Raw genomic sequence first — 18,365 nt, 5'->3', positions numbered from 1 at the left:
CTCAGACCAGCCCGGCCCGCAGGCAGTCGTGGATGTGCAGGATGCCCTGCGGCCTGCCATCCGCCACCGCGAACAGGCAGGTGATTTTGCGGTCCTGCATCTGTGCCAGCGCGGCCTCGGCCAGCGCCTCGGGGCCGATGGTGCGCGGCGCACGGGTCATGACCGCCGCCGCGTCCAGATCCAGCAGGCCCTGCATGTGACGCCGCAAATCGCCGTCGGTGATGATGCCGACCAGCGCGCCCGCCTCGTCCACAACCCCGGTGACGCCGTAACCCTTCTGGCTGATGACCAGCAGCGCCTCGGACATGGGGGCGGCCTGACCCACCAGCGGCATGTCGGGATGCATCAGATCGCCCACCTTGGCCAGCAACGCCCCCAGTTTGCCGCCGGGGTGGAAGGTGCGAAAATGTTCGGGGGTGAACTTGCGGTGTTCCATCAGCGCGATGGCCAGCGCATCGCCAAGAGCCAGCGTCATGGTCGTCGATGTGGTGGGCACGATGCCGTTGCCGCAGGCCTCGGCGGCGGCGGGCAGCACCAGCGCCAGATCCGCCTGCCGCATCAGCGTGGATTGCGGCCGTGCCGCCACCCCGATCAGCGGGATCGCGAAGCGGCGGGTATGGGCGATCAGGTCGGCCAGCTCCGGCGTTTCGCCGCTGTTGGACAGGACCAGGGCCAGGTCGTCGCGCGTCACCATGCCCAGATCGCCGTGGCTGGCCTCGGCGGGGTGCACGAATTGCGCGGGTGTCCCGGTCGAGGCCAGGGTCGCCGCGATCTTGCGCCCGACATGGCCGGACTTGCCCATGCCCGACACGATCACCCGGCCCTTGACGGCCAGCATCATCTCGACCGCCCGGGTGAACCGGTCGTCCAGGCCCTGAGACAGCGCGGCAAGGCCGTCGATCTCGGTCTGGATGACGCGTCGTGCCGTTTCGATGTAATCAGCCATATGTCCGCCCCGCAGTGATCACCAATGGCCAAGGCGCGCGCCGCATGCACGGCGATCCGCCCCAAGGCCGATGTCAGTGGTTGAAGATGTCCTTGTCGTCGGACCATCCCAGCAGGTCCAGATGGGCCCGCGCCGGCAGAAAGTCAAAGCAGGCCTGCGCCAGCCCCAGACGGTTTTCCCGGCGCAGGCGCTGTTCCAGCGCCTCTTTCAGCTTGTGCAGGTGCAGGACATCCGATGCCGCGTATTCCAGCTGCGCGTCGCTCAGATCCTCGGCGCCCCAGTCGCTGGTCTGCTGCTGCTTGCTGACATCGACATTGATCAACTCGGACAGGATCATCTTCAAACCGTGCCGGTCGGTGAAGGTGCGCACCAGCCGGGATGCAATCTTGGTGCACCACACGGGCGAGGTCACGACGCCGAAGGCGTTTTCCAGCGCTGCGATGTCGAAGCGGCCATAGTGGAACAGCTTCAGGATCTTGGGATCGGTCAATACCTTGGTCAGGTTCGGCGCCTCGGTCTGGCCGCGGTCGATCTGGACCAGATGCGCCTCGCCGTCGCCCGATGACAGCTGCACCAGGCACAGCCGGTCGCGCCGCGGGTCCAGGCCCATGGTCTCGGTGTCGATGGCGACGACGGGGCCAAGCACCAGATCGTCGGGAAGGTCGTTGGGATACAGATGGATGCTCATTGCCGGTCCTGCTTTTGAACGCCGATCCTCGGATGCAGGGTCAGCCTGTCTTGCTCCTCTCTGACCAGAAACGGGCGTTCCGATCCAGCGGAAATGACAAACCAGGCCCCTTGGCGGCCGCACGATCCTGCGAACGGAACGGTCGCCGGGCGGGCAGATCGCCCATGATTCGACCCGCAAAGCATGGCCCCGTGTCATCCGTGCGGCGGATAAGGAAAAGCCCCCGCAAGCACGGAGCTTGCGGGGGCTTTTTAATGGTGCCCAGGAGAGGACTCGAACCTCCACGCCTTGCGGCACACGGACCTGAACCGTGCGCGTCTACCAATTCCGCCACCTGGGCAGGTGGTGTAAGCGGCTGATTAAAGACAGTTACGGGGGGCGTCAATGCGATTCTGACATCTTTTCGAAAGTTTTTGGGGAAATCGTCATCGACCCTGCGAAACCCCGTGCAGGGCAATGGCTGCGCCCCCGTGCCGCCTTGCCGCAGTCCCCGCCTATGGGTAAGGATCACGCCAACAATCGGCACGAAGGAGGCGAGACGCCCATGGCGAAACTGGTCACGATCTTTGGCGGGTCTGGCTTTGTCGGTCGGCAGGTTGCCCGACTGATGGCAAAGGAGGGCTGGCGCGTCCGGGTTGCGGTCCGCCGCCCCGACGAGGCGCTGTTCACCCGCACCTATGGCGCAGTCGGGCAGGTCACCCCTGTCCTGTGCAACATCCGCAGCGAGGCATCCGTCCGCGCCGCCCTGACCGGGGCCGATGCCGCCGTCAATTGCGTCAACATCCTGTCGCCCGAAGGCAAGAGCACCTTTTCCAACGTGTTCCACGAGGGTGCCGAACATATCGCCCGCATCGCCATGGAACTGGGCCTGTCGCATCTGGTCCATATCTCTGGGCTGGGTATCGACACGGAATCCGACAGCAAGTACATTGCCGCCAAGTCGCGCGGCGAAGAGGCCGTGCTGGCACAGTTCCCCGATGCCGTCGTGCTGCGGCCTTCGGTGATCTTCGGGGCCGACGACAATTTCTACAACCGCTTCGCCGGCATGACCCGCATGGGTCCGGTGATGCCCATCGTCGGCGGCAACACCCGGATGCAACCGGTCTATGTCGAGGACGTCGCCCGCGCGGCCGTCCTTGGCGCCACCGGCAAGGCCGCCCCCGGCATCTATGAACTGGGCGGGCCCGATGTCCTGACCCTGCGCCAGATCGTCGACCAGGTGCTGAAGGCCACCCATCGCCGCAAGCTGGTGGCGAACATGCCCTTCGCCCTGGCGCGGATCGGATCGGCGGGCCTGGGGGTCGCGCAGACCCTGACGGGCGGGCTGTTCACCAACCCGCTAAGCCGCGACCAGTTGGCTCTGCTGCGCCAGGACAATGTGGTCAGCGACGGCGCCAAGGGGTTTGCGGAACTGGGCATCCAGCCCGTCGCGGCCGAGGCTGTGGTCGACGACTATCTGTGGCGGTTCCGGCCTTCGGGACAATATGACGCCATCAAGGCCTCGGCAAAGAACCTGCGCGACAACTGATGGAACACAATACAATCGTCGCGGCGGTCCTTGGGATTCTCGAGGGCCTGACCGAATTCATCCCGGTGTCATCCACCGGACATGTTCTTCTGGCAGGGCATTTCCTGGGCTTCGATTCGCCCGGCCGCGCCTTCGAGGTGGTGATCCAGCTGGGCGCCATCGCCGCCATTCTGGGCGTCTACGCGGGCCGCATCTGGCAGATTCTGACCGATGCACCCCATGATCCCGGGGCGCGCCGCTTCGTGGCGGCGGTGCTGCTGGCCTTCCTGCCCGCCGTGGTCATCGGCCTTGCTGCGCATGACTTCATCAAGACGGTGCTGTTCGAAACACCGATGCTGATCGCCGTCATGCTGATCATCGGCGGCTTCATCATGCTGTGGGTCGACCGCCGCGTCACCGCCCCCCTCTATCACCGGGCCGAGGATTTTCCCTTGGGCATGGCGCTTAAGATCGGCTTCTTCCAGTGTATCGCGATGATTCCCGGCGTCTCGCGCTCGGGGGCGACCATCGTCGGGGCGCTGCTGATGGGTGCGGACAAGCGTTCGGCGGCCGAGTTCAGCTTCTTCCTGGCGATCCCGACCATGCTGGGCGCATTCACTTTGGACCTGATCAAGAATCGCGATATCCTTGATGCGGCAGCCTTGGGCAACATCGCCATCGGCTTTGTCACAGCCTTCATCAGCGCCGTCTTCGTGGTGCGCTGGTTGCTGGGTTACGTGTCGAAACACGGATATTCGCTGTTCGCGTGGTGGCGGATTATTGCGGGAACCGTGGTTTTGCTGGCCTTGGCCGCAGGTAGGTAAGCAAAGCTGACTAAATATCTCGATGGCGGTGGCAAAAATCGCGCCGCCATCGCGAAAAACTGGCATTTATGTCAGCACTGCTGACTTTTCATTGTAAATGCCTTGGTTTAAGCCAGCTGCGGAAGGTCCTGTAGGGAGACAGCGCAGCCATGGCCACGCAAAAGATGCTCACGTTCACCACGACACCGCGCGAAATGCCCGAAAAACGCTCGGCCAGCGAACGCAGTGAGGATTTCCACGAAATCTATCGCGAATTTGCCGATGCCAAGGCCACGGAACAATCCAGCCGTTGCAGCCAGTGCGGCGTGCCCTATTGCCAGTCGCATTGCCCGTTGCACAACAACATCCCCGACTGGCTGCGCCTGACCGCCGAAGGCCGCCTGCTGGAAGCCTACCAGGTCAGCCAAGCCACCAACACCTTCCCCGAGATCTGCGGACGCATCTGCCCCCAGGACCGCCTGTGCGAGGGCAATTGCGTCATCGAACAATCGGGCCACGGCACGGTCACCATCGGTGCGGTGGAAAAATACATCACCGACACCGCCTGGGAAAACGGCTGGGTCCAGCCCTTCACCCCCGATCAGGAACGCGCCGAATCGGTGGGCATCATCGGTGCCGGACCGGGTGGCCTTGCCGCCGCCGACATGCTGCGCCGGCAGGGGTTTCAGGTCACCATCTATGACCGCTATGACCGCGCGGGCGGGCTGATGACCTATGGCATCCCCGGCTTCAAGCTGGAGAAGGACGTCGTCATGCGCCGCAACCAGCTGCTGGCCGACAGCGGCGTGGAATTCGTGCTGAACTGCAACGTGGGCGAAGACATCAGCTTCGACGCCATCCGCGGCAAGCATGATGCGGTGCTGATCGCCACGGGCGTCTACAAGACCCGCGACCTGGACATCGACAATACCGATGCCGGCGGCGTCGTGCGCGCCATCGATTACCTGACCGCCAGCAACAAGATCGATTTCGGCGACGACGTGCCGGATTTCGAGGATGGCGAGCTGAACGCCAACGGCAAGCGCGTCGTCGTCATCGGCGGCGGCGACACGGCCATGGACTGCGTACGCACGGCCATCCGCCAAGGCGCGCAATCGGTCAAATGCCTCTATCGTCGTGACCGCGCCAACATGCCGGGATCGCAGCGCGAAGTGCAGAATGCCGAGGAAGAGGGCGTCGAATTCGTCTGGCTGTCGGCACCGGGCCAGTTCACCGGCCATGTGACCGGCGACATGGCCACCGCGCAGGAAGGCGATGTCGCGGGCAACCCGCAGATCGCATCCGTGCGCATCCAGAAGATGCGTCTGGGCCAGCCCGACGTCAGCGGTCGCCAATCCCCCGAACTGATCGAGGGCGCCGATTACGACGAGCCCGCCGAACTGGTCATCAAGGCCTTGGGCTTCGAACCCGAAGACCTGCCCAAGCTGTGGGGCGTGGACGGGTTGGAAGTGACCCGTTGGGGCACCATCAAGGCCAATTTCCAGACGCATCACACCTCGATTCCGGGCGTCTTCGCGGTGGGCGACATCGTGCGCGGCGCAAGCCTGGTGGTCTGGGCGATCCGCGACGGCCGCGAGGCTGCCGATTCCATCGCGCAATTCCTGGCGGGCGATGCCCGCGTGGCCGCGCAGTAAGGATCGCCATGAAGCAGCATCTTGCGACATCATTCATCGCCGCGCTGGCCCTGACCAGCCTGCCCCTGCAGGCGGCGACCTTCACGCCGCCCGCGGGCTGCAACCTGCAGATGACGGTGCAGAACCGCGGCTGTTCGGTCAGCCAGTATTACATCTGCCAATCCGACCCCGAGGGTTATCAGCGCAGCGCGATCTTCGGCAAGGACGGCATGTTCCATATGTCGGTGATCGATGCCGAAACCCGCTGGATCGAGAGCACGTCGCCCCTGTCGGGCATCACCGACACGCTGGTGGATGGCGCCGACGACGAGGCCAGCTTTTCCACCCTGCTGCAGACGGGCCGCGACGATTTCGATTTTGACACCCGCGCCAGCGACGGCGTGGTGCTGAACCAGAAGGGCTTCGACGTGCTGACCGGCGAAACCGTCCAGATCGACGGGCAACAGCTGGAGCGGACCGAGTTTCAGCTGACCACCACCGGACCCGACGGCCAGATGATCAGCGAACGCCGCGGCACCCAGTTCATCAGCCGCGAATTCGGTCGCTTCTTCGGGGGCATTGAATCGCGCATCGATGCGACCGGCGAACAGACCAAGACGAATGACAGCCCCGTTCTTTTCGCCTTCCCCGGCGACAAGGGCTTTGCCGAGACCACCCCACAATTCGACTGCGATCAATTGCTGACGCAGATCCAGCAGGAAAGGGCCGCATCATGAACAACGATTGGCAAGAACAAGAGCAGGCCCGCCGCGACTGGATGGCCAAGAACAGCCTTTACCGCGAAGAGGACGAGCATTCATCCTGCGGCGTTGGCCTGGTGGTGAACATCGACGGCAAGGCCAGCCGCAAGGTCGTGCAATCGGGAATCGATGCGCTGAAGGCCATCTGGCACCGCGGCGCGGTCGATGCCGACGGCAAGACCGGCGATGGCGCGGGCATCCACGTCCAGATCCCGGTCCCTTTCTTTTACGACCAGGTGCGCCGCACCGGCCACGAACCAGACCAGTCGAAGCTGATCGCGGTCGGCCAGGTTTTCCTGCCGCGCACGAATTTCGCCGCGCAGGAAGCCTGCCGGACCATCGTGGAATCCGAAGTCCTGCGCATGGGCCACTATATCTATGGCTGGCGCCACGTTCCGGTCGATACCAGCGTGCTGGGTGAAAAGGCCAATGCGACCCGCCCGGAAATCGAGCAGATCCTGATCCGCTGCGAAAAGGACATCGACCATGTCCAGTTCGAGCGCGAGCTTTATGTCATCCGCCGCCGCATCGAAAAGGCCGCCATCGCGGCGCAGGTGCCGCAGCTGTATTTCTGTTCGCTGTCCTGCCGGTCGATCATCTACAAGGGCATGATGCTGGCCGAACAGGTCGCGGAATTCTATCCCGACCTCAAGGATGAACGCTTTGAATCGTCCTTCGCGATCTATCACCAGCGCTATTCGACCAACACCTTCCCGCAATGGTGGCTGGCCCAGCCCTTCCGCATGCTGGCCCATAACGGCGAGATCAACACTTTGAAGGGCAACCTGAACTGGCTGCGCAGCCACGAGATCCGCATGGCCTCCAGCGCCTTCGGCGAGGCGGCCGAAGACATCAAGCCGATCGTGCCCGCCGGGTCGTCCGACAGCGCCGCGCTGGATTCGGTCTTCGAGGTGCTGGTCCGTTCGGGACGCAGCGCGCCGATGACCAAGACGATGCTGGTGCCGGAAAGCTGGTCCAAGGCCACGACCGACATGCCCCAGGCCTGGGCCGACATGTACGCCTATTGCAACGCCGTGATGGAGCCGTGGGACGGCCCCGCCGCCCTTGCCATGACCGACGGGCGTTGGGTCTGCGGCGGTCTGGACCGCAACGGTCTGCGCCCGATGCGCTATGTCGTGACTGGCGACAACCTGCTGATCGCGGGTTCGGAAATGGGCATGGTGCCGGTCAACGAAAGCAATGTCGTCGAAAAGGGCGCGCTTGGGCCCGGACAGATGATCGCCGTCGATATGTGGGACGGCAAGCTGTACCACGATACCGAGATCAAGGACCGTCTGGCCGCCAGCCAGCCCTTCGGCGAATGGATCGAGAAGGTCGTCCAGCTGAACGACATCATGCGCGACCTGCCGGAAACGGCGCTGCACACGGGTGACGACCTGCGCCGCCGCCAGGCGGCCGCCGGCTTCACCATGGAGGAACTGGAACACGTCCTGGCCCCCATGGCCGAGGACGGCAAGGAAGCCATCGCCTCGATGGGCGACGACACGCCGCCCGCGGTCCTGTCCAACCAGTACCGCCCCATGAGCCATTTCTTCCGCCAGAACTTCAGCCAGGTGACGAACCCGCCCATCGACAGCTTGCGCGAAACGCGCGTGATGTCGCTGAAGACGCGGTTCGGCAACCTCAAGAACGTCCTGGACGAAAGCAGCAGCCAGACCGAGATCGTGGTGCTGGAAAGCCCCTTCATCGCCAATGGCGAATTCGCCGAGATGGTGAAGATGTTCGGGGAAACCGTCACCTATATCGACTGCACCTTCCCCGATGACGCAGGCCCCGACGCCCTGGGCGAAGGCCTGGCCCGCATCCGCGCCGAGGCCGAGGATGCCGTGCGTTCGGGCGCAGGCCACCTGGTCCTGACCGACAAGGCCCAAGGTCCCGCCCGCGTGCCGATGCCGATGATCCTTGCGACCAGCTCGGTCCACAGCTGGCTGACGCGCAAGGGGCTGCGGACCTTCTGCTCGGTCAACGTGCAATCGGCCGAATGCATCGACCCGCATTACTTTGCCGTGCTGATCGGCAGCGGCGCGACGACCGTGAACCCCTATCTGGCGCAGGATTCGATCAATGACCGGATCGACCGGGGCCTGCTGACCGGCAGCCTGATCGAGAACATGCGCCGCTATCGCGCCTCGATCGATGCGGGGCTGCTGAAGATCATGGCCAAGATGGGGATCTCGGTCCTGTCCTCCTATCGCGGCGGCCTGAACTTCGAGGCGGTGGGCCTGTCCCGCGCCATGGTCGCGGAATATTTCCCCGGCATGCAGTCGCGCATTTCCGGCATCGGCCTGCACGGGCTGCAGGCCAAGCTGGAGGCGCTGCACCAGAAGGCCTATCACACCAAAGACACCGAGATGCTGCCGGTCGGCGGCTTCTACAAGCTGCGCCGCGCGGGCGAAAAGCATGCCTGGGAAGCCAACACCATGAAGATGCTGCAGGTGGCTTGTGAAAAGGCCAGCTATGACATCTGGAAGCAGTTCAGCGCAACGATGCGCGCCAACCCGCCGATCCACATCCGCGACCTGCTGGACATCAAGCCGCTTGGCAAACCGGTGCCCATCGAGGAAGTGGAAAGCATCACCAGCATCCGCAAGCGTTTCGTGACGCCCGGCATGTCGCTTGGCGCCCTGTCGCCCGAGGCGCATATGACGCTGAACATCGCGATGAACCGCATCGGCGCGAAATCCGACAGCGGTGAGGGTGGCGAAGATCCGGCGCACAGCCACCCGCTGCCTAATGGCGACAACCCTTGCGCCAAGATCAAGCAGGTCGCCTCGGGTCGTTTCGGCGTCACCGCCGAATACCTGAACGCCTGCGAGGAGCTTGAGATCAAGGTCGCCCAAGGCGCCAAGCCCGGCGAGGGCGGCCAGCTGCCCGGCATGAAGGTCACCAAGCTGATCGCGCGGCTGCGTCACTCGACGCCGGGCGTGACGCTGATTTCGCCGCCGCCGCACCATGATATCTATTCCATCGAGGATCTGGCGCAGCTGATCTATGACCTCAAGCAGATCAACCCGCGCGCCAAGATCACCGTCAAGCTGGTGGCATCCTCGGGCGTCGGCACGATTGCGGCAGGCGTGGCCAAGGCCAAGGCCGACGTGATCCTGATTTCGGGCCATAACGGCGGCACCGGTGCCAGCCCCGCGACATCGGTGAAATTTGCCGGTCTGCCGTGGGAAATGGGCCTGACCGAGGCGCATCAGGTTCTGGCCATGAACCGCCTGCGCGAACGCGTGACGCTGCGCACCGATGGCGGTCTGCGCACGGGTCGCGACATCGTCATGGCGGCGATGATGGGCGCCGAGGAATACGGCATCGGCACCGCCGCCCTGATCGCCATGGGCTGCATCATGGTCCGTCAGTGCCAGTCGAACACCTGCCCGGTGGGCGTCTGCACCCAGGACGAAAAGCTGCGCGCCATGTTCACCGGATCGGCGGACAAGGTGGTGAACCTGATCACCTTCTATGCCCAGGAAGTCCGCGAGATCCTGGCCGAGATCGGCGCACGGTCCCTGGACGAGGTGATCGGCCGCGCCGACCTGCTAACCCAGGTCAGCCGTGGTGCCGCGAACCTGGATGATCTGGACCTGAACCCGCTGTTGATCACGGTCGATGGCGCGGAAAAGATCGTCTATGACCGCACCAAGCCGCGCAATGCGGTGCTGGAAACGCTGGACAGCGAAATCGTCAAGGACGCCGCCCGCTTCTTCGAGGATGGCGAGAAGATGCAGCTGTCCTATGCGGTGCGCAATACGCAGCGCACGGTCGGCACGCGCACGTCCAGCATGATCGTCCAGAAATTCGGCATGCGGAACAACCTGCAGCCCGATCACCTGACGATCCGCCTGACGGGCAGTGCCGGTCAGTCCCTAGGGGCCTTTGCCGCTCCGGGGCTGAAAATCGAGGTGTCGGGCGACGCCAACGACTATGTCGGCAAGGGCCTGTCGGGTGGCACCATCGTGGTGCGTCCGCCGATGGCCAGCCCGCTGGTCGCCGCCGACAACACCATCATCGGCAATACGGTGCTTTACGGCGCGACGAACGGCTATCTGTTCGCGGCGGGCCGTGCGGGCGAACGCTTTGCGGTCAGGAACAGCGGCGCATCCGTGGTGATCGAGGGCTGCGGCAGCAACGGTTGCGAGTACATGACCGGCGGTGTCGCCGTGATCCTGGGTCGCATCGGGGCGAATTTCGGCGCCGGCATGACGGGGGGCATGGCCTATCTCTATGATCCCGAAGGCCTGGCGCGCGACTACATCAACCCCGAGACGCTGGTCATGTGCCCGGTCACCCAAGAGCATTGGGAGGATCAGCTGAAGGGCCTGATCGAGCGTCACCTGAAGGAAACCGGATCGCGCCGCGCTGACGACATCCTGTCGAACTGGGATCGCGAAAAGCGCAACTTCCTGCAGGTCTGCCCGCGCGAGATGCTGTCGGCCCTGCCCCATCCGATCCAGGCGGTGCAGGAACCGGACGCCGTCCCGGCGGAGTGACCCGACCCTGAAGAAAAGACCTGAAAGCGGCCCCCGGGGCCGCTTTCTCAATTTACCGGGTCGGCGGTGGTCTGGCAGGTGATGCCCGGCTCTCCGGCGCGTGTCAGGGTCGCTTCGTCGCCCTTCGACCACCATTCCCACATGCCCGCCACGTATCGCGCCCCCGAAGCCGCCACGACGTTCACGAAGATCAGATCCTCGCCCTCCAGCGGAATGATCGCCAGGGAATTTCCCCCCGCTGTGACATAGCGCAGCGGCAAGTCACGGCCGTCATTGCATTGGTATCGCGCCGCAGTGATGGTGGCGTCGGACGACAGGGGCAGCGTCAGCCCCAGATCGGCGGATGCCTGACCGGCCCATCCCGCCATCAGGGCCAGCATGACGATCCTGGTCATGTGGTTTCCTTTCAGATGAACAGGGTCGCAGCATTGCCCCGGCCGCGCAGCAAGGCAAGATGGGGAAGGCAGGGTCGGGGAACTTGACGCTTGGGCCTGCCGCATGGGACATGCTGGCATGATGTCCCGCCGCACGCCAGAAACCCCTTTCTTCGACGCCCCGCCCCCCGAGGCCGCGCCGATCCGCCGTCGCAGGAAGTCGCTGCGCGGTTATCTGGTCTTCTGGCTGCGTTTCATTCTGTTGCGGGCGATGCTGGTGATGGCGGGATCAGTCACGATCTATGCCTTTGTGAACCCGCCCCTGACGTGGACGATGCTGGGCGCCGCGCGGCAGGACCCGTTGGTCGAACGGAACTGGGTGCCGCTGGAGCGGATCGCGCCGGTGATGCGCCGGTCGGTCGTGGCGGCCGAGGACGCGAATTTCTGCCGGCACTGGGGTTTCGACATGTCCGAGATCCGCAAGGTCGTGGCCTCGGGCTCCAGCCGCGGCGCGTCGACGCTGACGCAGCAGACCGCCAAGAACGCCTATCTGTGGCAGACCCGCAGCTGGGCCCGCAAGGCGGCCGAAACCGCCCTGACGCCGATGATGGAAGGGCTGTGGTCCAAGCCGCGCATCCTGGAGGTCTATCTGAACATCGCCGAATTCGGCCCCGGCATCTTCGGCATCGGCGCCGCGTCGCGGGAATATTTCGGCACCACGCCCGACAGCCTGACCCGGGTGCAGGCCGCCCGGCTGGCCGCCGTCCTGCCCGCCCCGCGCAAGCGCAGCCCCCACGCCGCCTCGGCACGGTCGCGCGCCATCGCCGACGGGGCGGCCACCATTGGCCGCGATGGACGGGCGGATTGCTTTCAGCGCGACATGGTCCCTTAGCGCGCTTGGTTGAAAGCGGCCATGCTGGCGCGTATCAAGATGGCGTTGCGATAAGAAGAAGGTCTCGAGCAGTCCATGAACAACAATACGCAGACCACGCGACTGTATCACACGGCGCTGTCCCCCTATTGCCGCAAGGTTCGCCTTGTGCTGGCAGAAAAGAAGATCGAAGTCGAACTGGTCGAGGAACGCTATTGGGAAAGCCCCCCCGACCTGAAGCGCAGGAACCCTGCCGGCAAGCTGCCGGTACTGCGCTATCGCGGGAACCTGCTGTCGGAAAGCCAGGCGATCGTCGAATATCTGGACGAGGCCATACCATCCCCCGCGCTGATGCCCAGCACGCCCCTGGAACGCCACGAGGTGCGCAGGCTTTGCACGTGGTTCGATGACAAGTTCCATACCGAGGTGACCCAACCCATCCTGAACGAGCGCGTCTGGAAAAAGGTCACGCGGTCCGGATATCCCGACAGCCGTGTCGTCAAGGACGGGCTGAGGGCGATCAAGGAGCATATCGACTATCTGTCCAGCCTGCTGGAAATGCGGCGCTGGCTGGCCGGAAATGCGATCAGCCTGGCCGATTTCACGGCCGCGGCGCATTTTTCCTGTCTGGACTACATCTCGGATGTCGATTGGGACCGGTCCGAGATGCTGCGTGACTGGTATGCGACGATCAAGTCGCGCCCGGCCTTCCGCTCGGTTCTGGCCGATCAGGTTCCGGGCATCCATCCGGCCGCGCATTATGCCGAGCTGGACTTCGGATAGGCCCGCAGGGGGCGGGATGCGTCCCGCGACGGCCGGGGGCGCGTCGCCCCCCGAACCCCCCGAGGGTATTTGGGCAAAGAAGAAGGCGGAAATCGAGACCGAGGCGAAGGCCATCGGTTTTTCGCGCATGGGGGTCACCACCACCCATGCCGTTCCCGAACTGGCCGGGCGACTGGCGGCATTTCTGGAGGCCGGGCGGCACGGGCACATGGATTGGATGGCCGAGCGGACGCATTGGCGGGGCGACCCACAGGCCCTTTGGCCCGAGGCGCGATCGGTGATCATGCTGGCCGAGCTGTATACACCCGACCACGATCCGCTGGCCGTACTGAATCAGCGCGACCGCGCGGCGGTCAGCGTCTATGCGCAGGGCAAGGATTACCACGACCTGGTCAAGAAGCGCCTGAAGCGTCTTGGCCGCTGGATGTTGGAACAGACGCCGGGGCATCAGATCAAAGTCTTTGTCGACACCGCCCCGGTGATGGAAAAGCCGCTGGCGCAGGCAGCGGGACTGGGATGGCAGGGCAAGCATACCAATCTTCTGTCGCGCGACCTGGGCAGCTGGTTCTTTCTGGGGGCAATCTTTTCCACCCTGCCCCTGCCGCCCGATGCCCCGCAGGAGGAGCATTGCGGTTCCTGCCGCGCCTGTCTGGATATCTGCCCGACGGGGGCCTTTCCGGCGCCGTTCCAGCTGGATGCACGGCGCTGCATTTCCTATCTGACGATCGAACACAAAGGCCCGGTCGATCCCGAATTGCGGCCCCTGATGGGCAACCGGATCTATGGCTGCGACGACTGCCTTGCTGCCTGCCCATGGAACAAATTCGCCCAATCGGGGTCCGAAATGCGCTATCGCGGGATCATCGACGCCCCGCCCCTGGCTGAACTGGCCCTGCTGGACGATGCGGGGTTTCGGGCGCGGTTTTCGGGCAGTCCGATCAAGCGGATCGGGCGCGATCGCTTTGTCCGCAACGTGCTTTACGCGATCGGCAATTCGGGGGATGCGACGCTGATGCCGGTGGCACAGGGGTTGTGCGGCGATCCGGATCCGACGGTGGCGGATGCGGCGGCCTGGGCCGTGTCGCGTTTGGCGAATTAGATCAGGAAGTCGTCGCCCGTCAGCGTCAGCGTGCCATTCAGCCAGATCAGCATGTCGGCATGGTGATCGCCGTTCAGGTCGATCATGACATGCGTCTGCGACCCGACATGGTCCCAGGACAGCGATCTGCCGCCCCTGAAATCCTCTGGTCCGGCATGGCCCAGGTTCAGGGGCCTTAAATCAAGACGATCCAAGCCGGGCTGAAAGCCCACGATCAGATCCGGCGTGTTGACGCGGCTGTCATTGGCGTGGCCATAGCAGAAGATGTCGCCACCGGGGCCACCGACAAGCCGGTCCGCCCCCGCTCCGCCGATCAGAACGTCCCGGCCCGCCCCCCCTGTCAGGGTATCCTTACCCCCGCCACCGATCAGGCGATCGGCGCCAGCCTGGCCGAAAAGGCGGTCATTGCCCTGTCCGCCCCTCAGCAGGTCATTGCCGCCTTGCCCGAACAGCCGGTCATCGCCGGCGCCACCATCTAGGGTATCATTGCCCTGCCCCCCCGACAGGTGATCCCGCCCCCCGGCGCCGCGCAGCAGGTCTTTACCGTCACCCCCGAACAGTGTGTCGTTGCCCGCCCCGCCCAACAGCGTGTCGCTACCCCTGCCACCGTTGAGGAGATCGTTTCCAGAGCCGCCCGACAGCAGGTTCAGACCGGCCGTGCTTGACAGCCTGTCATTGCCGGCATTCCCGAACAGGCGGTCATCGCCGCTTCCGCCGGTCAATATGTCGTCGCCGCCCTGACCGAACAGGGTGTCATTGCCCGATCCTCCGAACAGGCGGTCATTGCCCGACCCACCCTTCAGAACATCGCGGCCCGCCCCGCCGAACAGGTGGTCGTCATGCTTGACGCCGATCAGCGTATCGTTGCCGTCTTCGCCGTAAAGCCAGTTCCGGCCGCCACCGCCCTGCAGAAAGTCCTGGCCCGCCCCCCCATAGAGCGAATCGTTGCCGTTGCCGCCCAACAAGCGGTCATTGCCATCGCCCCCGTAAAGAAGGTCATGGCCCGGTCCTCCCTTCAGGGTGTCGTCGCCCATCTCTCCGTACAGCCTGTCATTGTCGGCACCCCCGTCAAAGAAATCGAAATCGTCGCCTCCGAACAAAGTGTCATTTCCGGCATGCCCGAAGATCGAGTCACGCCCCGCACCGCCATAGATCAGATCCGCCCCAAATTGGCCCAGCAGGCGGTCATTGCCGTCATCGCCGTGGATCGTGTCATTGCCTGCCCCACCCAGAAGGCGGTCATTCCCCGGCCCGCCATACAGCAGATCGTTGCCCTCGCCCCCCAGAACCAGGTCATAGCCGGCGCCGCCACGGATCAGGTCGTGACCGCGCCCCCCCAGCAGCGTATCGCCGCCCACGCCGCCGTCCAGCGAGTCGTCACCGTCCTCGCCCTGCAACCGGTCATTGCCGTCACCGCCCGACAAACTGTCATTGCCCAGACCGCCCGACAGGAAATCGGCCCCGGCCCCGCCCATCAGCGTGTCATCGCCATCCTCTCCCAGAAGGCGGTTGTTGCCCAGAAAGACCTGCAGCCAGTCATCGCCCGCCCCGCCGACCAGCGTGTCGTTGCCCGCATCCCCGTAGAGCGCATCATCGCCGTCATCTCCATAGATCAGGTCGTTGCCCACCCCCCCGTACAGGGTGTCATTGCCGGCGCCCCCGTAGATAAGATCATCGTCATCATCGCCGTTCAGCAGGTCGTCACCGGCATCGCCGAACAGCGTGTCGCGGCCCGTCCCGCCCCGGATCTGGTCGGCCCCGTTGCCACCGCGCAGGACGTCATTGCCGGTTTCGCCCTTGATCGTGTCATTGCCCGCCCCGCCCGACACGGTGTCGTTGCCCGCCCCTGCCATGACCGTCTGCGGCGCTGCAGTGCCCAGAAGACGGTCGTTGCCGGCCGTCCCGATCAGCCATTCGGGCTTGTCCGAGGGCGTTCCGCCGGGGGCGTTATCCTCGGGGTCGATCTCGGGCAGGTCGTAATGGGCGACGGGAAACAGCGCGTTCGAGAAATCGGCGATGCTGAGCGAGCGGCCGTCGCGGGTCTGGATGTCCAGGATCGTCTCGCCATAGATGATCATGACGCCGCTGGCGGTGGGAATGAAGCGCAGCTGCCAGATGCTGCGGATGCTGCCTAGCATGGACAGGTCCAGGCGGTCTACTCCGTGTTCGTAGTCCAGAATCGAGATGCGCCCCTTGACGCGCGACGGCACGAAGATGTCGGCCCCCGCACCGCCCACCAGCGTGATCGGCCGGTTGCCCGCCACCAGGATATCGCCGCCGGCGCCGCCCTCGATCCGGGTGGTGTCGGCACCCGCGACCAGCAGGTCACCGCCATTCCCGCCCTTCGCGATGCCCGCGCCCGCAAAGCCCGTCTTACCGATCGGGCCGGGCTGAAAGCTGAGCTGGGTGATGCCCGTTTCGGTCGCCGAGGCCACGAACAGCATGATCTGTCCGTCGCGCACCAGCGCCTGGATGTCGCTGACATCGGCCAAGGTCATGTCGTCCGTATCGGCGATGGTGCCCAGATGCAGCAGGTGGCCGTCGGGCAGCACGGTGAAGACGGTGATCCCGTCATCGGCCCCGCCGACGAAGATGAAGCCACGGCCTCCCATCTGGACGGTTTCCAGCGCCGTGACCGACTGGAACCGGGTCGTGGCCTCGTCCAGCACGTGATCGACGGGGGTCAGCTGGCCTTTTCCGTCCAGCCGAAACACCGTCAGCGACCCGGACCCCGACCCCGCCACGACGACAAAGGTCCGCCCGCCGGAACCGACCACCCGCAGGTCGGATGGCGCGTCATAGCCCACCCCCTGGGCCGCGACATGGACCACGCCCGCGCTGAGCGCGCCGGTCGCCGACATCAGGTGGGTCGAGATGAAGTTCCCCCCCGCCGACACCGCCACTAGGATCTTCTGGCCATTGACCGACGTATCCACGATGCGGTCCAGCGTGGCATCGACGCTGCCCGCGGGCGCGGTCAGAACGACCTGCCCCCGCGCCGTCAGCCTGCCGTCATCCGTGACCACATGTGTCTGCAGGCGCAGCCCGCCATCCTGCGCGGAATAGACGATATTGCCCTGGGCCGTCTGGACCTGCCCCAAGGCCGTCAGCGACCGCCCCAACCCGTTCTGGAACAGGGTTTGGAACTGTCCCAATGCCCCGTTGCCCGACCGCAATTCGGTCGCCTGATCCGCGATGCCGCCCATCTGCGCCACATGGATCATGCTGCGGTCGCCCATGTCGATGACCGACAGCTGCGGCGGGCCCTGATAGGTCGCATCGCTCAGATAGGCGCGGTTGCGCAAGGCGGTGATCTGCGTGCCGGGCCGCCCCAAGGCATAGCTGCTGATCCCGCCGCCCAGCTGCGTCGCCACCACCAGCATCGCCTGCCCATCGATCTCGACCAAGGCGAGATCGGTGATCTTGGCAAGCCAGCGCTGTTGCGTGACACCGAAGGTGGTCACGTGGCGATACTCGATCATGATATTTCGGATGTGCGCCGCGGGGGCGGGTGACTCGGGATTACCCTAAAGATGGGCTTAACCTATCCCTTTGGCTAGTCCGCGTTCTTCTGCATTTTATGCAATCGGCGCCCGGTCACCCCTTGAAAATCACGTCGTTTCCTTGCTGACCGGCAGGGCCAGGGGGCCATAGATGATTAGCCCGGGCTGGCTGACAGGACCTTGGCGCAGCATCTGCGCAAGCCCGTCGACGGTCGTGCGCACAAGGCGCTGCGTGGGGTGGCCCACCGCTTCGGCAAAGACCGCGGGCGTGGTGCCGGGCAGCCCGTGTTCGACAAGTCCTTGCGCCATCTTGGGAAAACTGCGCTGGCCCATGAAGACCACCGTCGTCACCGCCGGATCGGCAAGCGCCGCCCAGTTGATGTCGCCGGGCAGCTGCCCCGTCACGTCGGCGCCCGTCACGAACTGCACCCGGCGCGCGGTCAGGCGGCGCGTCAGGGGCATGCCGATGGCCGCCGCCGCCGCGCTGGCTGACGTTACGCCAGGCACGATCTCGAAGGGGATATTTGCCTGCGTCAGGGCAATCAGCTCTTCCTCCAGGCGCCCGAAGATGCCCGCATCGCCCGATTTCAGCCGCACGACCCGCTTGCCGGCGCGGGCGTGCTGGATGATCAGCTCGTTCACCGCCTCCTGCTTGGCCGAGGGACGCCCCGCGCGCTTGCCCACCGCGATCAGTTCCGCATCGGGCCCCGCATGATCCAGCACCGGACCGGATGCCAGGTCGTCGAACAGCACCACATCCGCCTGCGCCAAGAGTCGCGCGGCCTTCAGCGTCAGCAGTTCGGGATCACCCGGCCCCGCCGAGACGAGCGAGACGAAACCGGGGCTGGGGGCATGATCGGGCAATGTCTGGGGGCCTCTGCATCG

Annotated in this window: 13 protein-coding genes and 1 tRNA gene; 8 read left to right on the top strand and 6 right to left on the bottom strand. The window is 64.9% G+C overall.

All coding sequences use genetic code 11. The features are described 5' to 3' along the window. Position 1: 1 nt before the first annotated feature. From DKT70_RS05305 to DKT70_RS05295, 3 genes are all read right to left on the bottom strand, one after another. Entirely contained in the window at positions 2 to 946 is a 945-nt protein-coding gene (locus DKT70_RS05305; RefSeq protein WP_111558154.1) for a KpsF/GutQ family sugar-phosphate isomerase, read from the bottom strand. 73 nt (positions 947 to 1,019) lie between these two features. Beyond that, positions 1,020 to 1,634 (bottom strand): ribonuclease D, encoded by a 615-nt coding sequence (locus DKT70_RS05300; protein WP_072296558.1) that lies wholly within the window; start codon positions 1,632 to 1,634, stop codon positions 1,020 to 1,022. A gap of 255 nt (positions 1,635 to 1,889) precedes the next feature. Beyond that, positions 1,890 to 1,974 (bottom strand) — tRNA-Leu (locus DKT70_RS05295). A gap of 204 nt (positions 1,975 to 2,178) precedes the next feature. Here DKT70_RS05295 and DKT70_RS05290 point away from each other — a divergent pair. The 5 genes from DKT70_RS05290 (at position 2,179) to gltB (ending at position 10,850) form a co-directional block, all read left to right on the top strand. Beyond that, the gene (locus tag DKT70_RS05290) at positions 2,179 to 3,162 is read left to right on the top strand and encodes a complex I NDUFA9 subunit family protein (protein WP_111558153.1); all 984 of its coding nucleotides are present in this window, start codon (positions 2,179 to 2,181) and stop codon (positions 3,160 to 3,162) included. After that, positions 3,162 to 3,965, top strand: coding sequence for an undecaprenyl-diphosphate phosphatase (locus DKT70_RS05285; RefSeq protein ID WP_111558152.1), 804 nt, complete (start codon positions 3,162 to 3,164; stop codon positions 3,963 to 3,965). The genes DKT70_RS05290 and DKT70_RS05285 overlap by 1 nt, the downstream gene beginning before the upstream one ends. 149 nt (positions 3,966 to 4,114) lie before the next feature. Beyond that, on the top strand, positions 4,115 to 5,599 hold the full coding sequence (locus tag DKT70_RS05280) for an NAD(P)-dependent oxidoreductase (protein WP_111558151.1): 1,485 nt from the start codon (positions 4,115 to 4,117) through the stop codon (positions 5,597 to 5,599). Between the two features lie 8 nt (positions 5,600 to 5,607). Further along, complete coding sequence (locus DKT70_RS05275) at positions 5,608 to 6,315, top strand: hypothetical protein (RefSeq protein ID WP_111558150.1); 708 nt, start codon at positions 5,608 to 5,610, stop codon at positions 6,313 to 6,315. Next, complete coding sequence (gene gltB, locus DKT70_RS05270; RefSeq protein WP_111558149.1) at positions 6,312 to 10,850, top strand: glutamate synthase large subunit; 4,539 nt, start codon at positions 6,312 to 6,314, stop codon at positions 10,848 to 10,850. Before DKT70_RS05275 ends, gltB begins: the two co-directional genes overlap by 4 nt. A gap of 47 nt (positions 10,851 to 10,897) precedes the next feature. On the opposite strand, the gene DKT70_RS05265 is transcribed toward gltB, so the two are convergent. Next, positions 10,898 to 11,245: an MliC family protein gene (locus DKT70_RS05265; RefSeq protein ID WP_158529950.1), complete on the bottom strand. Its 348-nt coding sequence runs from the start codon at positions 11,243 to 11,245 to the stop codon at positions 10,898 to 10,900. Between the two features lie 118 nt (positions 11,246 to 11,363). Between DKT70_RS05265 and mtgA the strand changes: the two genes are divergently transcribed. The 3 genes from mtgA to queG all read left to right on the top strand — a co-directional run bounded on the left by mtgA (position 11,364) and on the right by queG (position 13,977). Then, the gene (gene mtgA, locus DKT70_RS05260; protein WP_407672191.1) at positions 11,364 to 12,116 is read left to right on the top strand and encodes a monofunctional biosynthetic peptidoglycan transglycosylase; all 753 of its coding nucleotides are present in this window, start codon (positions 11,364 to 11,366) and stop codon (positions 12,114 to 12,116) included. 75 nt (positions 12,117 to 12,191) lie between these two features. Beyond that, a complete protein-coding gene (fzlA, locus tag DKT70_RS05255) occupies positions 12,192 to 12,878 on the top strand; it encodes an FtsZ-binding protein FzlA (RefSeq protein ID WP_111558146.1) in 687 nt (228 codons plus the stop codon). A gap of 16 nt (positions 12,879 to 12,894) precedes the next feature. Next, complete coding sequence (queG, locus tag DKT70_RS05250) at positions 12,895 to 13,977, top strand: tRNA epoxyqueuosine(34) reductase QueG (RefSeq protein ID WP_111558145.1); 1,083 nt, start codon at positions 12,895 to 12,897, stop codon at positions 13,975 to 13,977. Here queG and DKT70_RS05245 read toward each other — a convergent pair. Then, positions 13,974 to 17,459 (bottom strand): calcium-binding protein, encoded by a 3,486-nt coding sequence (locus tag DKT70_RS05245; protein ID WP_233490428.1) that lies wholly within the window; start codon positions 17,457 to 17,459, stop codon positions 13,974 to 13,976. The genes queG and DKT70_RS05245 overlap by 4 nt on opposite strands. Positions 17,460 to 17,588: 129 nt before the next feature. Further along, a complete protein-coding gene (cobA, locus tag DKT70_RS05240; protein WP_111558144.1) occupies positions 17,589 to 18,344 on the bottom strand; it encodes a uroporphyrinogen-III C-methyltransferase in 756 nt (251 codons plus the stop codon). Between the last annotated feature and the right edge of the window lie 21 nt (positions 18,345 to 18,365).

The sequence above is a fragment of the Paracoccus sediminilitoris genome (assembly GCF_003259195.1).
Taxonomy (GTDB): domain Bacteria; phylum Pseudomonadota; class Alphaproteobacteria; order Rhodobacterales; family Rhodobacteraceae; genus Paracoccus; species Paracoccus sediminilitoris.
The sequence above is the reverse complement of the archived record's forward strand: the minus strand, read 5'-3'. Positions and strand labels throughout refer to the sequence as shown.

Coding starts and splice junctions, on each gene's coding strand:
- DKT70_RS05305 (WP_111558154.1), bottom strand. CDS start 946: ATGGCTGATTACATCGAAACGGCACGACGCGTCATCCAGACCGAGATC.
- DKT70_RS05300 (WP_072296558.1), bottom strand. CDS start 1,634: ATGAGCATCCATCTGTATCCCAACGACCTTCCCGACGATCTGGTGCTT.
- DKT70_RS05290 (WP_111558153.1), top strand. CDS start 2,179: ATGGCGAAACTGGTCACGATCTTTGGCGGGTCTGGCTTTGTCGGTCGG.
- DKT70_RS05285 (WP_111558152.1), top strand. CDS start 3,162: ATGGAACACAATACAATCGTCGCGGCGGTCCTTGGGATTCTCGAGGGC.
- DKT70_RS05280 (WP_111558151.1), top strand. CDS start 4,115: ATGGCCACGCAAAAGATGCTCACGTTCACCACGACACCGCGCGAAATG.
- DKT70_RS05275 (WP_111558150.1), top strand. CDS start 5,608: ATGAAGCAGCATCTTGCGACATCATTCATCGCCGCGCTGGCCCTGACC.
- gltB (WP_111558149.1), top strand. CDS start 6,312: ATGAACAACGATTGGCAAGAACAAGAGCAGGCCCGCCGCGACTGGATG.
- DKT70_RS05265 (WP_158529950.1), bottom strand. CDS start 11,245: ATGACCAGGATCGTCATGCTGGCCCTGATGGCGGGATGGGCCGGTCAG.
- mtgA (WP_407672191.1), top strand. CDS start 11,364: ATGATGTCCCGCCGCACGCCAGAAACCCCTTTCTTCGACGCCCCGCCC.
- fzlA (WP_111558146.1), top strand. CDS start 12,192: ATGAACAACAATACGCAGACCACGCGACTGTATCACACGGCGCTGTCC.
- queG (WP_111558145.1), top strand. CDS start 12,895: ATGCGTCCCGCGACGGCCGGGGGCGCGTCGCCCCCCGAACCCCCCGAG.
- DKT70_RS05245 (WP_233490428.1), bottom strand. CDS start 17,459: ATGATCGAGTATCGCCACGTGACCACCTTCGGTGTCACGCAACAGCGC.